The sequence below is a fragment of the Tardiphaga sp. P4_G1 genome (assembly GCF_056401215.1).
In genome coordinates this window covers 436,143-450,428 of the sequence record NZ_JBFUJU010000002.1, presented here as the reverse complement: position 1 = coordinate 450,428, position 14,286 = coordinate 436,143, and the positions used below count along the sequence as shown (strand labels likewise).

Here is a 14,286-nt window from a genome sequence, read left to right as displayed (position 1 = left end):
TCAATCTCCCTGTCCGGGCGGATAGACGAAAGCGAGCGTCGAGTGCAGATGCGACGTCAGCATCGCCTGTGCAGGACCGGTTTCGCGCGCAAGCACGCGATCGGCCAGAAGCTGATGGGCTGCGACAAAGCGGCTGCCGCTGTCGAAGCCGCGCATCATCACCCTGCGGTAGCGATAGGCCTGATCGTAAAGTTCCGAATGCGCCGAGAGCAGGCGCTTCGAATTGCAGGCCGCCAGTAATGCGGTGTGAAATCCCTTATGGAGCTTGTCGAAATCCGGCGCGCCTTCGCGGAATTCATCGCCGGTCCGGTCGATATGCCTGCGCATCTGGTGAAGCGAACTGATGATGCCAGCCTCCCAGGCATCGTCGCCATGTTCGATGGCCAGCCGCAGCGCCTCCATCTCCACCACGCTACGCATCCGTGTGATGTCGGCCAGATCCTCCCGGCTGATGTCGGCGACGCGAAAACCGCGCTGGCCGATGCCGATAATCAAGCCGCGTGAGATCAGGCGCGACAGTCCTTCGCGCATCGGCGTGGCTCCGATCTCGTAACGCTGCACGAGATCGACGATGCCAAGCCGCGTGCCTGGCGCGAGATTGCCGGCAATGATGTCATGCTGGAGCAATGTCGCTGCACGCTCGCTCAGCGTATCCGAACCGGATACATCGATTGGACTGCTAAGGGGCTGGCCCGCCATTCAGTTTGACCTATTTCAGAATCAGTTTGTTGAGATCGAGTTTGGTCTCCAGCATTTTCTGCGAGGACATGACGTCGATCCACCATGCCAGTTGCTCGGGCTTCAGCACCGGCTCCGACTTGTTCGGCGGCGATGCCTTCACCAGTTCGATGGTCTGTTTGGTGAATTTGGCAATCGCGGCCGAGGTCTTGTCTTTGTCGCTGTTCACGATCGCCGCACCTTCGGCGATGGCAGCGCGGAATTTCCTGACGGTGTCGGGATTCTTCTCAGCCCATTCGCGCGAGGCCGCATAGAAGATGATCGGCTCCTTGCGCTCGAGCTCCGACGCGTAGCGCGCGCCGATGCTGCCGCTGCCGGCCGCCAGCATGCGCGATACCGTCGGCTCGGCGGTCAGCACGGCATCGACACCGCCGGACTTGATGATGTCCGGCATGGTCGGGAAGGTCACTTCGACGAAATTGACCTTTTTGGGATCGACGCCCTTGTCGACCAACCATTTGACGAACAGCACGTGGAGAAATGCACCGAGGCCCGGTGCGCCGACCTTCTTGCCGATGAAATCCTTCGGCTCCTTGATCGTGATGCCGTTACGCACGAAGGCGGTGATATTGGCGTTCGATGTCGGGCTCATCACCGTTGCGCCGGCGACCGCGATGAGATCGAGGCCGCCGTCGGCAGCCTGCAGGAAGACGGTGGAGGTCGGGCCGCCGATCTGGATCGAGCCGGACAGAATGGCCGCCGGGATATTGGAGTTGATGCCGATGGGGATCATTTCGGCATCGAGCCCGTGCTTCTTGAAGATGCCTTCATCGACCGCGACCATCGCTGAGGCGCAGTCCGTTGTTGCAGTGCAACCGATCTGGAGCTTGGTCTGGGCATGCGCGGTGCCCGCCACAGCGAGCGTGGCCAATAGGGCTGCCACCGTCCACCTGGTCATGGTCGTCTCCCTCACCCGAGCATTTTTCGATCGTGAAGCAATCTTTGCGATCGCCTCTTGTTTATCGATATTTTTTTTGATCATATATTTTATCGAAGAACAAAAGCAAGTGGGAGACGCCAGTGAAGCTCGCGACATTTCGTGCCGGCGGCCAGCAGGATGGCCAAGCCAGGGTCGGTATCGTTCACGCCAATGACGGTAGGCTGTTTGATCTCGCCAGCGCCGCGGCCCGCGATGGAGGCAATCCGGCCTTCGACTCGATGCTGGCCCTGATCGATGCAGGTGAAGGCGCGCTCGATGCGGCGCGCAGTGCCTTCGAGAAACACGGCAGTGACGCCTCGCTGTCCGTGAATGTCGCCGGCACAGATATTCTCGCGCCGCTGCCCGAGCCGCGGCAGATGCGCGATGGCATGTCGTTTCCGCTGCATATCCGGCAGTCGCCGCGTGGCCAGTTGAAGCTGGCTGCCCGTGCGAAGGGTGACATGGAAGAACTGGCACGGTTGGAAGCCGAGCCGCTCGGCGAATTGCCCGAAGTCTATCGCCGCCAGCCGATCTACTACATCACCAACCGTTTCAGCGTGCGCGGCACGGGCACCACGGTGAAGTGGCCGCGCTACAGCAAGGTGATGGACTACGAACTCGAATTCGGCATCGTCACCAAAAACAGGGGCGCGAATATTTCCGCGGCCAAGGCGAAGGATCACATCTTCGGCTACACCATCTTCAACGATTTCTCTGCGCGCGATGCGCAGCGGCTGGAGATGGAAGGCCGTCTCGGCCCGGCCAAGGGCAAGAGTTTCGATGGCGGCAATGTGCTGGGCCCGTGGATCGTCACCCCCGACGAGATCGGCGATCCCTACAGACTGAAGATGGAATGCCGCGTCAACGGCAAGGTGCGCTCGTCCTCGACCAGCGAAGGCATGTTGTTCTCCTTCGAGGAAATCATCGCCCATGTGACGCAGGACGAGACGCTGATGCCTGGCGAATTCATCGGCTCCGGCACCGTTGGCAACGGCTGCGGCCTCGAACTCGGCTGGTATCTCGAACACAATGACGAGATTGAACTCGAGGTCGAGAAGATCGGCGTGCTGAAGAACAATGTGGTGCGGCAGGATATGTAACGCACCTGCCTCTCCACGTCATTGCGAGGAGCGAAGCGACGCGGCAATCCAGAAGCAACAAGCGCAGACTGGATTGCTTCGTCGCAAGGGCTCCTCGCAATGACGACCGATAGGATCAAACAAAAAACGAAAATCGAGGAATCCCATGCCCCGTCGCCTCATCGACATCTCCGTTCCCCTGCAGAATGACGTCCCCGCCGATCCGCCGGGTAATCATCCCACCATCAATTATGTCGATCACCAGCAGGGCCTGCCGCGGATGCTGCAGTTTTTCGACGGGCTGAAGGCCGAGGATCTGCCGGACGGGCAGGGCTGGGCGGTCGAGCTGGTGCAGCTCTCGACCCATAACGGCACGCATCTCGATGCGCCCTATCATTTCCATCCCACCATGAATCGCGGCGAGCGTTCATGGACCATCGACGAAGTGCCGCTGGACTGGTGTTTGCAGCCGGGCGTGAAGCTCGACTTCCGGCATCTCCCCGACGGCTATGTCGCGACGGCCAAGGACGTTGAAGAAGAACTCAAGCGCATCGGCCATACGTTGAGCCCGCTGGAGATCGTCGTCGTCAACACATCCGCCGGCGTCAAATACGGTCAGCAGGACTATGTCATCTCCGGCTGCGGCATGGGCTATGAGGCCACCATGTATCTGCTGGAGCGCGGCGTGCGCCTGACCGGCATCGACGGCTGGAGCTGGGATGCGCCATTCGTCTACACCGCGAAGAAATATGCCGAGACGAAAGATGCCAGCCTGATCTGGGAAGGCCACAAGGCCGGCCGTCATATCGGCTATTGCCATCTCGAGAAGCTGCACAATCTCGAACAACTGCCGTCCACCGGCTTTATGGTGTCGTGCTTCCCGGTGAAAATCGAGAAGGCATCGGCGGGCTGGACGCGGGCGGTGGCGATTATTGATTGACGCGAACTGCCCGGGCGCTTGCTCGGAGATGTACTGACAGACTCCGTTCTCTCACAACGTCATGGCCGGGCTTGTCCCGGCCATCCACGTCTTGGCAGCGTGTGCAAAAGACGTGGATGCCCGGGACAAGCCCGGGCATGACGGCGTGTTAAACGGCCGCTTCCTCGTGCCCAAAATACGCCCGCTCCAGCCTCTGCGGCAGGTTCGCTTCCGACGTGGTCGCCTCCAGCACGATGCGTCCCTGCGACAGCGCATAGACGCGGTTGGCCGCAGCGAGCGCTTTCTCCACAAGTTGCTCCACCAGCAGCACCGCAGTGCCCTGCTTCTGCAGCTGCGCGATCACCGTCAGCACGCGATCGACCAGCACTGGCGACAGACCGGCAGATGGTTCATCCAGCATCAGCAGCCGCGGCCGTCGCACGAGACCTTGGGCCACCACAAGCATCTGCTGCTGTCCGCCCGAGAGTGACGCCCCGCGCTCATGGCGCTTCTCGGCGATCTCCGGAAAGAACGACAGCGCCTCGTCGACGCGCGAGTGGCGCTCGCCGCGTGGCAGGTCATAGGCCGCGAGCAGCAGGTTTTCGGTCACGGTCTGCTGCGTGAACACGCGGTGTCCCTCGATCACATGGACGAGACCCGCGCGCGCAGCTTCACGCGGTGTGCCATTGCTGATGTCACGGCCGTCGAAGCGAACGCTCGCCGCATTGACCGGCAGCAGGCCGGAGATCGCGCGCAGCAAGGTCGACTTGCCGGCGCCGTTGGGGCCGAGCAATGTCACCACTTCGCCGGCGGCGATATGCAGGTCGATGCCATGGAGCACGCGGATCTTGCCGTAGCCGGATTCCAGCGCGGTGACTCTGAGCAGCGGTTCAGCCTCCGAGGTAAGCACTGACGACCTCCTTGTGAACGCGGATTTCGGCGGGGGTGCCGGCGGCGAGGATCTTGCCGAGGTTCAGCACCGTGACCTGATCGCAGATGTCGAAGATCAGGTCGGCGTGATGTTCGACCAGCAGCACCCCCGTGCCGCGGCGGCTGATCGCCTTGATCAGCGCACCCAGCCTTGCGATTTCGTCGCTGGAGAGGCCTGCGGCGGGTTCGTCCAGCAGCAGGAAGTCCGGCTGCAGCATCAACGCGCGCGCGATTTCGATAAAGCGCAATTCGCTGTGCTGCAGGCGATCGGCACGGACATCCGCCAGCGCCTCCAGCCCGACGACGCCGAGCATCGCGCGCGCCTGTGCAGTCAGCTTGCGTTCGTCGCGGTGATGCCGCGGCAGCGACAGCAGCGCCTCGGCGAATGTCGCCTCGCCCTCGATGGTGCCGCCGACCATCACATTCTCGAGCACCGAGGCTTCGCCGATCACGCGGGGTGTCTGGAAGGTACGCGCAATGCCCTTGCCGGCGCGCAGCTCGGGCATGCCGGGCGGCAATGCGTCGTCACCCAGCGTGATGGTGCCGCCCTTGGCGGCGTAGTAGCCGGAGATCACATTCAGCGTGGTGGTCTTGCCGGACCCGTTGGGGCCGATCAGGCCGTGGATCTGGCCGGGCTTCACGTCGAGGTCGAGCCCGTCGATGGCCCGGACATTGCCGAAAGTCAGGACGACATCACGCAACGTAAGAGTCCTGGTGGTGGCCGTCTTGCGCAGGACGTCTGACAGCCCCGCGATGCGCGGCACGATGGCGCGGTTGCTGGCGAGCGGACGGCGGCTCTTGAAATCCAGCAGCGCCGCGATGCCGCCGGGCATCACCAGCACGATCAGCAATAGCAGCACCGCATAGAGGAAGGTCGACCACGCGGCCAGGGGCGCGGCGATCTCCGGCAGGATGGTGAGGATGATCGTGCCGAGCATCGGGCCCAAAATTGACCCGCGGCCGCCGATCAAAATGGCGATGAAGAACAGCACAGAGAGGTCGAAGGTGAACGCGTCCGGCGTGATATAGGTCTGCAGGCTGGCGAACAATCCGCCGGCAAAGGCCGCCATCGCGCCCGCGAGCAGGAAGATCGACACCAGCAGCTTCGGCTTGGAAATGCCGGTGGCTTCCGCGGCGACATCCGCATCGCGGATCGCGATCAGTGCGCGGCCGAACCGGCTATAGGCGATATTGGCGCTGAGCCATGTTGCCACGGCCGCGAAGCCGATGCACAGATAATAGAATCCCCACGGCGTGTTGAACGGCGCGGAGAATTCCGGGCCGACAATGCCGATGCCGCCGCCGGTGACGCTCTGCCAGGCCAGCGCGATCTGCGTCACGATGGTGGCGAAGCCGAGTGTGGTCATGGCGAAGTAGAAGGTGCGCAGCCGCATCGCCGGCAGGCCGACGATGACGCCGAACACCGCGCCAACGCAGCTTGCAATGATCAGCGCGCCATAGATCGGGACGGGCGGCAACACGTTGCCGGCAGCGAGCACGCTGGTTGTGTAGGCGCCGAGCGTCAGCAGCGCCACATAGCCGATGGCGAGATGGCCGGCGAAACCGACGACGAGATTGAGCCCGGCCACCAGCACCCAGTAGATCGCGGCGCGGGTGCCGATCAGCGCCCAGTAGTCGTTGCTGACGAAAGGCAGGATCATCGCCAGCGCGAACACGCCGAGGAACGGCAGCAGCGCGGGCAACACCGAATGTTTCGTCGTTGCTTCGCGCGATGTCGGGATATCGGTGATTGCCGTCATCACACCCTCCGCGCCGTTGCGGAGCCGAACAGCCCTTGCGGCGCTGCCAGCAATACGATGATGAAGATCGCGAACACCGCGACCGACGAGAAGATGCCGCCGACCAGGAAATTCGCTGCCTGCTGGAACAGGCCGAGCGCGAGCCCGCCGATCAGCGCGCCGCGATTGTTGCCGAGGCCGCCGAGCGCAACGGGCACGAAGCCGTAGAAGTTCAACAGCGCGCCATTGGCGAAGAAGGCCAGCATCAGTTCGCCGCCGGCAAAGCCCGCTACGCCGCCGATTACGCCGGCCAGCGCGTAGCTCGCCACGCGCAGGTTACGCTCCGGCAGGCCGAGCGCACGCGCGGCGAAGTTGTCTTCCGCGATGGCCATGAAGGCATGGCCGACCAATGTGCGGCGATAGAGATATTCGAGGCCCAAGATGGTGAGGCCGCAGGCCACCACCGGCAGCCAGAATTTTTCGTCCCACACGCCAGTGCCGAGACCGACGATGCGCGGGAAGGGCTGCGGCTCGGTGCCCCATTTGATCGCGGTGACCTGCTGGATCATCAGTGCCAGCGCCAGCGTCGACAGCACATAGAGATGCTGTTCGAGGCTTTTGAGCACCGGCCGCACTGCGACGAATTCGGTGATGACGCCGATGATCGCGCAGGCGATCAGTGTGAGGGCGAAGCCGACCAAAGTCGGCATCCCCATTTTCAGCATGAACAGCGAGCCGAACACCCCGCCAAGCATGGCGAGCTGTCCGGCGGTGAAGCTCATCACCCGCGAGGTCGAGAACATGGTGTTGTAGGTGATGCCGACGAGCGCATAGATTGCGCCCGCCGCGAGGCCTGAAGCTATGATCGAGCCGAGCATGTGTGTCGTCCTCGCGCCGGCTTACGAGTAGCCGGGGGCGAGGGCGAAGGTGCCGTTCTTGGCCGAACGCGCTTCCGACATGACGATCTCGTCGGTCGGATAGCCGTTATGCTGGGTGGGTGAGAACGAGTAGTTGCCGAAATAGCCGGGATATTTCGACAGCGAGTTCCAGTATTTGACGATGCCCTCGCTGTCGGTCGATCCGCTGGCCTCGACAGCCCTGGCGATCAGCTCGACCGCGTCGATGCCGCCGGCAATCCACCACAGCAGCGTGTCGTTCAGCGGCACCTTGGCCTTGTTCAGGCGATCGACGAGATCCTGACTCTTCGGCGGCAGTTTGCCGGCTGAATCGTAACTGCAGCTCTTGTAGCCAATGGCGTAGACCTTCTCCCAGTTGGCGGGCTTCTCGATCAGGCTGGCGAGTTCGCCGGATGCCAGCGAGGGATGGCCGACAAAGGCAACGTCCCAGTTCATGGATGCGCGGGTGTTGAACATGCGCGCTTCCATGCCGGTGGAAACGCTCCACACCACGATGACCTGCGCAGCGGCATTCTTGGCGCGCAGCATGTCCGGCGTCATGTCGGGCTGGGTCGCGTCGATATTGGCGCTGTAGACCACGTCCGCGCCGTCTTTCTTGAAGGCCTCGACCGAGGCTTTCACGGCGGTGACGCCGTAGCCCGTGGTGTCGCCGATCACGGCGATCTTGCTGACTTTCAGCACCTTGAGGCAGTAGTTGCGGACGGCGTCGTCCCACTGGCCGTTGGATGGCGCGATACGAAACGCGGCGGGGAATTTCGCGGGATCAATCAGCGTGTCGACGACGCAAGGATGCAGGTCGGGCATCTTGGCGCGCGCCATCAGTGGCGTCGTGGCCAGTGCCTCGCCGGAATTCACCGGCCCCCAGATTGCATGGACCTTGGCCTGGCTGATCAGTTCCTGGGTGGCGTTGACGGCCTTGGTCGGATCGCCCTGCGTGTCGCGCGTGATGATCTCGATCTTGCGGCCCTTGACGCCGCCGGCGGCATTGATGGCTTCCGTGGCAAATGTGACGCCGCGGTTGAAGCCGACGGTCGGCGCCGAACTCGGTCCGGTCATGGCGGCGAGCCAGCCGATCTTGATCGGTTCGGACGATTGCGCAATGGCGGGACGTGCGAGTGGAAAACTTGCTGCGCCGAGTGCGCCGGCGCCGCCCAACAGAATTCCACGACGAGAAATGCTCATCTTGACTTCCTCCCTGTGTTTTCCCTTTGCGGTGCCTGTCATTGATGCAGGCATCCGTTTCGTCCGCCCGGTCGTTGCCGGATTATGTATGTGGGTGATGTCGTTGGTCGGTCAGATACTCCGGATCGTCATGATATATGCCGATGTTGCGCGGTGGCAGAACGCGGCGCGCAAATCCATCTCCATCGCCTCAGGCTGACCTGTCGCGGTGGCTTTGGCAATCGGCTTGTGATCTTTGACGATGGCAAGGACGTTGCCAAGGGCGTAGTCGTTGCAAGTCACACGGTGCTGCTCTGCAGTCTCGCTCGTCTGTTGCAACGCAATGATGCGCGCCGTCGTCAGGTCGCGCTGAAGCCGCCATCTGCCGATAGCACATGGCCGACGATGTAGCCGGCATCGTCGGACGCGAGCCACACCACGGCTTCGGCCACTTCATGCGGTTGGCCCATACGCCGGATCGGCAGGCCGGCTGCGACGGCCGACATGTCGGCGATCCCCGAGGCCAGCATCATGTCGGTGACGACGCGGCCCGGCGCCACCGCATTGATGCGGATGCCGCGCGGCCCGCATTCCATCGCTGCCGAACGCATCAGTGAGATCACCGCCGCTTTCGATGCGGAATATAGCGCAAGGCCGGGATTGGGATTGCGGATGCCGCTCACCGACGCGTTGATGACGATGCGGCCGCCGCCATTCAGTTCCATGGCCTGGATCTGATGCTTCAGGCCAAGAAACACCGAGCGGACATTGGCATCGAACACGGTGTCATAGACCGCCTCTGTCTGCTGCTCGACCGGCGCGCGCCGTTCCTGATAACCGGCATTGTTGAAGGCCACGTCGAGCCGCCCGAAACGGGACATCACAGCCTGCACCAGGCTGGCGACCTCGGCCTCCTCGGTTACGTCAGTGCGCACGAACAGCGTTTTGGCACCGAACCGGCCGCAGTCGTCGGCGGCGGCCTGTCCCTCGGCCTCGCGACGGCCTGCGATCACCACTGCAGCTGCGCCTTCCTGCGCCATCAGCAGCGCAGCCGCCCGGCCGATGCCGGTGCCGCCGCCGGTCACGAGGCAGATGCGTCCGGCCATGCGGTCGCGGGGGCGGAACTGGGCAGCGCTGGTTGTCATGATCATTCCTTGCACGGATCGTGCTAACACGGGCGTTATTCGTTGCCAGCAATATAGTTGTACCATGCAACTATCGTCAAGGAGCCTGCGATTGTCCGATATTGACGCCGATTTGATTGATCACATCCGCGCCGCGTCGCGTCTGATGGTGCGCGAACTCGGTTTCATGCAGGCAACGGTTGCAGCGACCGACTATCCGCCATCGGCGGTGCATACGCTGCTGGAGATTGGTGCGCGCGAGGCGATGACCGCGGTCGAATTATCCGCGTTTCTCGGGCTGGAGAAATCCAGCGTCAGCCGGATGATCCGCAAGCTGATCGACGCCGGCGAGCTGAAGGAAGCCGCCAGTGCCGGCGACGGCCGCGTCAAGCGGCTGTTGCTCACGGCCAAGGGGCGGCGGACCCGCGAGGCGATCGAGGCCTATGGGCAGCGGCAGGTCACCAATGCCTTGCAGCAACTGGCCCCGGCCCAGCGTCAGAAGGTGGCCGAAGGTCTCGCGCTCTATGCCGAGGCACTGGAAGCGCATCGGCTGGCAGACGCACAGACGCCGGACCGGACATTGGCCAGGCGGTCTTGAACCGCTACAGTCGAATCCGGCACACTCGACCGGCTTGACTGGTTCGCATCGTGCAAAAGTAAGTCGTGCCAAAGCAAAAAGAAACAGGGATGGAATTATGCCGGGCCACAAGAAGACTCCCGATCAACTCCGCAGCGCACGCTGGTTCGCGCCGGACGACCTGCGTGCCTTCGGCCATCGCTCGCGCGCCATGCAGCAAGGCTATGCGCCGGTGGAGTGGGCCGGGCGTCCCGTCATCGCCATTCTCAATACCTGGTCGGAAGCGCAGCCGTGCCACATGCATTTCAAGACTCGCGTCGATGACGTCAAACGCGGCATCCTGATGGCCGGTGGCTTCCCGATGGAGTTGCCCGCTCTGTCGCTGTCGGAGAGCTTCCTGAAGCCGACCACCATGCTCTATCGCAACATGCTGGCGATGGATGCCGAGGAATTGCTGCGCGGCCATCCCGTCGATGGCGTGGTGCTGATGGGCGGCTGCGACAAGACCACGCCGGGGCTTCTGCTTGGCGCCACCAGTGCCGGCTATCCCGCGATCTATCTGCCGGCCGGCCCGATGCTGCGCGGCAACTGGAAGGGCAAGACGCTCGGCTCCGGCTCCGATGCCTGGAAATACTGGGATGAGCGCCGTGCGGGGAAAATCTCCGACAAGGAATGGGTCGAGGTCGAGGGCGGCATCGCCCGCAGCTACGGCACCTGCATGACCATGGGCACGGCCTCGACCATGACGGCGATCGCGGAGTCCATCGGCATGACGCTGCCGGGCGCATCGTCGATCCCTGCTGCAGACGCCGGTCACATCCGCATGGCCAGCGAATGCGGCCGCCGCATCGTCGAAATGGTGTGGGAAGATCTGACACCGCAGAAGATCCAGACGCGCAAGGCCTTCGAGAACGCCATCACCGTGGCGATGGCGATGGGCTGCTCGACCAATGCGATCATCCATCTGATCGCGCAGGCGCGCCGCGCCGGCCAGGACATCGGCCTCGACGATTTCGAGATCGCCAGCCGCAAGGTGCCCGTGATCGCCAATGTGCGCCCGTCCGGCGACAAATATCTGATGGAGGACTTCTTCTATGCGGGCGGTCTGCCGGGACTGATGAGCCGCATCAAGGAGCATCTGCATCTCGACGTGATGACCGTCACCGGCAAGACGCTGGGTGAGAACATCGCCGGCGCTGAAGTCTATAACGACGACGTCATCCGCACCGTCAAAGATCCGATCTATGCGGAGGGTGCGTTGGCGGTACTGAAGGGCAACCTCGCGCCGGATGGCTGTGTCATCAAACCGTCCGCCTGCGAGCCGCGCTTCCTCAAGCATACCGGTCCGGCACTGGTGTTCGACGACTATCCCAGCATGAAGAAGGCGATCGACGACGAGAGCCTCGATGTCACGGCCGATCACGTTCTGATCCTGCGCAATGCGGGTCCGCAGGGCGGGCCGGGCATGCCGGAATGGGGCATGCTGCCGATCCCGAAGAAGCTGGTGAAGCAGGGCGTGCGCGACATGGTGCGGCTGTCCGATGCGCGGATGAGCGGCACCAGCTACGGCGCATGCATTCTGCATGTTGCGCCGGAATCCTTTATCGGCGGTCCGCTGGCGCTGGTCGAGAATGGCGACATGATCACCCTCGACGTCGATGCCCGGACGATCAATCTCGACATCTCCGATGCCGAAATGGAAAAGCGCCGCGCGGCGTGGAAAGCCCCGGAGCGCAATTACGAACGCGGCTATGGCTGGATGTTCACCAAACATATCCAGCAGGCCAATGAAGGCTGCGACTTCGACTTCCTGCGTACCGACTTCGGCGCGCCGGTCAAAGAACCCGTGATTTATTGAGTGAGTGATCCCATGACCAAGCTCAGCGACGCGACCCGCGCCAAACTCAAGACCATCTCCACCGCCACCGTGGCCACCGCGCTCTACAAGCGTGGCTTCCGCAATCAGTGCATCCAGGATGTCCATCCGCTCGGACCGAACCAGCCGACACTGGTGGGCGAGGCCTTCACGCTGCGCTACATGCCGGCGCGCGAGGATCTCAACAAGCTCGACGTGTTCCGGGATCGATCGCATCCGCAGCGCAAGGCGGTGGAAGACTGCCCGCCCGGCGCGGTGCTCGTGATGGACAGCCGCAAGGATGCGCGTGCGGCCTCCGCTGGAGCGATCCTGATCAATCGGCTGGCGCAGCGCGGCGTTGCCGGTGTCATCACCGATGGCGGCTTCCGCGACTCCGCCGAGATCGCCAAGCTCGGCTTCCCCGCCTATCACCATCGTCCGAGCGCACCGACCAATCTGACGCTGCATCAGGCCATCGAGATCAACGGCCCGATCGGCTGCGGCGATGCGCCGGTGTTTCCCGGCGACGTGATCCTCGGCGACAGCGATGGCGTCATCGTCATCCCCGCGCATCTTGCCGACGAGATCGCCAACGAGGCCTTCGAGATGACCGCCTTCGAGGATTTCGTCACCGAACAGGTGCAGAAGGGCAAGGGCATCTTCGGGCTCTATCCGGCGACCGATGAGCAAACGCTGGTGGATTTCGCAGCGTGGCGGAAAGAGAAGGGGCGGTAGAGCGCGATCACGCGTGCTTCGCGTCAGGATGGAACCAGAGGCGGTTCTTGGCTTTGTCTTGGAGAGGTGCGCCGGTGCGCATCATCCATCACTCAGCCGGAAAGAGACGCTATGCGCAGCCTCATCGTCGCGGTCGGACTGTCGCTGCTGGCGCAGGGCGCAGCCCTCGCCAAGGATTCCGACAAGCCGTCCAGGGCTTTCAATGCCGAGACGATCAACGCCGCCAATTTCACCGGCAAGCTGCCGCCCGACGAGAAGCTCAGCCCGCTGGCGGTGAAGCTCCAGGTGCTGCTCGACCGCGCGCATTTCTCGCCGGGCGAGATCGACGGGATGTTCGGCGACAATGTGGAGAAGGCACTGTTGGCTTTCGCGGAAGCCAACAGCCTGCCGTCCGGCAAGGCGCTGACGCCGGAGATCTGGGCGAAGCTGCAGGCGGGATCATCGGACCCGGTCATGACCGACTATGTGCTGACCGAGAAGGACGTGAAGGGCCCATTCCTCGACAAGCTTCCGGTCAAGATGGAAGAGATGAAATCGCTGAAGAAGCTGGACTACACCAGCGCCCGCGAAGCCCTCGGCGAACGCTTCCATATGAGCCAGGATCTGCTCGAGACGCTCAATCCCAAAGCGAAGTTCGACAAGGCTGGCGACACCATCACCATCGTCAAGCTCTCGGATCGCAAGCCCGACAGGGTCAGCCGCCTTGAGGTCGACAAGGTCCGGCAGACCGTGAAGGCCTTCGCCAAGGATGGCGCGTTGCTCGCCTTCTATCCTGCCAGCGTCGGCAGCGATGAGAAGCCGACGCCATCGGGTGCACTGAAAGTGACGTCGGTTCACGCCAACCCGATCTATCGTTACGATCCGAAATACAAGTTCAAGGGCGTGGAATCGTCGAAGCCCTTCACCATCAATGGCGGCCCCAACAATCCCGTCGGTGCCATGTGGATCGGCCTGTCGGAGAAGAGTTATGGCATCCACGGCACGTCGGATCCGTCCCGCGTCAGCAAGAGCGATTCCCATGGCTGCGTGCGTCTCACCAACTGGGACGTGGAGCGCCTCGGTGCATCCGTGAAGAAGGGTGTGGAAGTCAGCTTCGTCGACGACAAGCAGGCGGCGAAGTAGGTTCGCCGGCACAGCGCAAGTTTCCTGCGGTCCTTCCGGGGCGCGGTCCCGTCGCCTGCGGCGCCGGTCCCGCCCCGGAATGACAGTTTGGGCGGCAAGCCAGTACCAAATATTTTTTCCTATTTCTTATTGACAATATCCCTGTATGGATTATTTTCCCCTCTGTCCTGCCCCACCGAGAGGGGCGATCGCGATCGTCACGTTCGCGGGGTGGGATGCGGTGGACGCCGGAGATGCGGCGTTACGCGGTTCATGGGGTGACGTCTGTCTTCGGGCAGGACGGATCTGCGCCAGCACTGCCACTGGCAAGGAGACGACCGACCTTCGGATGGAAGACCCCCTGGACAGTGTGACGGACGACCAACTCGAAACGCGTTCGGCCCAGTCGCTTGAGGCTCCCTTCCCATCGCCTTGGGACTTTAATTCGCGATCGGAGCGTTCGTCGAGGCAAAGTGCAAGCAACCGAAAAAA

At 62.8% G+C, this 14,286-nt stretch carries 13 protein-coding genes; 6 read left to right on the top strand and 7 right to left on the bottom strand.

Features of this window, described 5'->3' with window-relative positions:
• Together AC1DUY_RS06210 and AC1DUY_RS06205 are read right to left on the bottom strand one after the other, a co-directional pair.
• Entirely contained in the window at positions 1–699 is a 699-nt protein-coding gene (locus tag AC1DUY_RS06210; protein WP_478113051.1) for a GntR family transcriptional regulator, read from the bottom strand.
• Between the two features lie 10 nt (positions 700–709).
• Positions 710–1,636 (bottom strand): ABC transporter substrate-binding protein, encoded by a 927-nt coding sequence (locus AC1DUY_RS06205; RefSeq protein WP_478113049.1) that lies wholly within the window; start codon positions 1,634–1,636, stop codon positions 710–712.
• A gap of 122 nt (positions 1,637–1,758) precedes the next feature.
• Between AC1DUY_RS06205 and AC1DUY_RS06200 the strand changes: the two genes are divergently transcribed.
• A complete protein-coding gene (locus tag AC1DUY_RS06200) occupies positions 1,759–2,757 on the top strand; it encodes a fumarylacetoacetate hydrolase family protein (RefSeq protein WP_478113047.1) in 999 nt (332 codons plus the stop codon).
• 145 nt (positions 2,758–2,902) lie between these two features.
• On the top strand, positions 2,903–3,676 hold the full coding sequence (locus tag AC1DUY_RS06195) for a cyclase family protein (protein ID WP_478113045.1): 774 nt from the start codon (positions 2,903–2,905) through the stop codon (positions 3,674–3,676).
• Between the two features lie 148 nt (positions 3,677–3,824).
• Here AC1DUY_RS06195 and AC1DUY_RS06190 read toward each other — a convergent pair whose 3' ends face one another.
• The 5 genes from AC1DUY_RS06190 to AC1DUY_RS06170 form a co-directional block, all read right to left on the bottom strand.
• Positions 3,825–4,565 (bottom strand): ABC transporter ATP-binding protein, encoded by a 741-nt coding sequence (locus AC1DUY_RS06190; protein ID WP_478113043.1) that lies wholly within the window; start codon positions 4,563–4,565, stop codon positions 3,825–3,827.
• The gene (locus tag AC1DUY_RS06185) at positions 4,546–6,345 is read right to left on the bottom strand and encodes a branched-chain amino acid ABC transporter ATP-binding protein/permease (protein WP_478113041.1); all 1,800 of its coding nucleotides are present in this window, start codon (positions 6,343–6,345) and stop codon (positions 4,546–4,548) included. Before AC1DUY_RS06185 ends, AC1DUY_RS06190 begins: the two co-directional genes overlap by 20 nt.
• A complete protein-coding gene (locus tag AC1DUY_RS06180; RefSeq protein ID WP_175367867.1) occupies positions 6,345–7,202 on the bottom strand; it encodes a branched-chain amino acid ABC transporter permease in 858 nt (285 codons plus the stop codon). Before AC1DUY_RS06180 ends, AC1DUY_RS06185 begins: the two co-directional genes overlap by 1 nt.
• Positions 7,203–7,223: 21 nt before the next feature.
• Entirely contained in the window at positions 7,224–8,423 is a 1,200-nt protein-coding gene (locus AC1DUY_RS06175; RefSeq protein ID WP_089266254.1) for an ABC transporter substrate-binding protein, read from the bottom strand.
• A gap of 338 nt (positions 8,424–8,761) precedes the next feature.
• Entirely contained in the window at positions 8,762–9,547 is a 786-nt protein-coding gene (locus AC1DUY_RS06170; RefSeq protein ID WP_478113038.1) for an SDR family NAD(P)-dependent oxidoreductase, read from the bottom strand.
• Between the two features lie 91 nt (positions 9,548–9,638).
• On the opposite strand from AC1DUY_RS06170, the gene AC1DUY_RS06165 reads away from it, so the two are divergent.
• The 4 genes from AC1DUY_RS06165 to AC1DUY_RS06150 all read left to right on the top strand — a co-directional run bounded on the left by AC1DUY_RS06165 (position 9,639) and on the right by AC1DUY_RS06150 (position 13,815).
• Entirely contained in the window at positions 9,639–10,124 is a 486-nt protein-coding gene (locus tag AC1DUY_RS06165; RefSeq protein WP_374725612.1) for a MarR family winged helix-turn-helix transcriptional regulator, read from the top strand.
• A 97-nt stretch (positions 10,125–10,221) separates the two neighbouring features.
• Positions 10,222–11,961, top strand: a complete 1,740-nt coding sequence (gene araD / locus AC1DUY_RS06160) for an L-arabinonate dehydratase (RefSeq protein WP_439074831.1) — start codon at positions 10,222–10,224, stop codon at positions 11,959–11,961.
• Positions 11,962–11,973: 12 nt separating this feature from the next.
• Positions 11,974–12,693, top strand: a complete 720-nt coding sequence (locus AC1DUY_RS06155; protein WP_089265949.1) for a ribonuclease activity regulator RraA — start codon at positions 11,974–11,976, stop codon at positions 12,691–12,693.
• A gap of 111 nt (positions 12,694–12,804) precedes the next feature.
• Complete coding sequence (locus AC1DUY_RS06150; RefSeq protein ID WP_478113035.1) at positions 12,805–13,815, top strand: L,D-transpeptidase family protein; 1,011 nt, start codon at positions 12,805–12,807, stop codon at positions 13,813–13,815.
• Positions 13,816–14,286: the final 471 nt, after the last annotated feature.

Bases quoted from the DNA above. Each gene is read 5' to 3' on its own strand.
- AC1DUY_RS06210 (WP_478113051.1), bottom strand. From the start codon at position 699: ATGGCGGGCCAGCCCCTTAGCAGTCCAATCGATGTATCCGGTTCGGAT.
- AC1DUY_RS06205 (WP_478113049.1), bottom strand. From the start codon at position 1,636: ATGACCAGGTGGACGGTGGCAGCCCTATTGGCCACGCTCGCTGTGGCG.
- AC1DUY_RS06195 (WP_478113045.1), top strand. From the start codon at position 2,903: ATGCCCCGTCGCCTCATCGACATCTCCGTTCCCCTGCAGAATGACGTC.
- AC1DUY_RS06185 (WP_478113041.1), bottom strand. From the start codon at position 6,345: ATGACGGCAATCACCGATATCCCGACATCGCGCGAAGCAACGACGAAA.
- AC1DUY_RS06180 (WP_175367867.1), bottom strand. From the start codon at position 7,202: ATGCTCGGCTCGATCATAGCTTCAGGCCTCGCGGCGGGCGCAATCTAT.
- AC1DUY_RS06175 (WP_089266254.1), bottom strand. From the start codon at position 8,423: ATGAGCATTTCTCGTCGTGGAATTCTGTTGGGCGGCGCCGGCGCACTC.
- AC1DUY_RS06170 (WP_478113038.1), bottom strand. From the start codon at position 9,547: ATGACAACCAGCGCTGCCCAGTTCCGCCCCCGCGACCGCATGGCCGGA.
- araD (WP_439074831.1), top strand. From the start codon at position 10,222: ATGCCGGGCCACAAGAAGACTCCCGATCAACTCCGCAGCGCACGCTGG.
- AC1DUY_RS06155 (WP_089265949.1), top strand. From the start codon at position 11,974: ATGACCAAGCTCAGCGACGCGACCCGCGCCAAACTCAAGACCATCTCC.
- AC1DUY_RS06150 (WP_478113035.1), top strand. From the start codon at position 12,805: ATGCGCAGCCTCATCGTCGCGGTCGGACTGTCGCTGCTGGCGCAGGGC.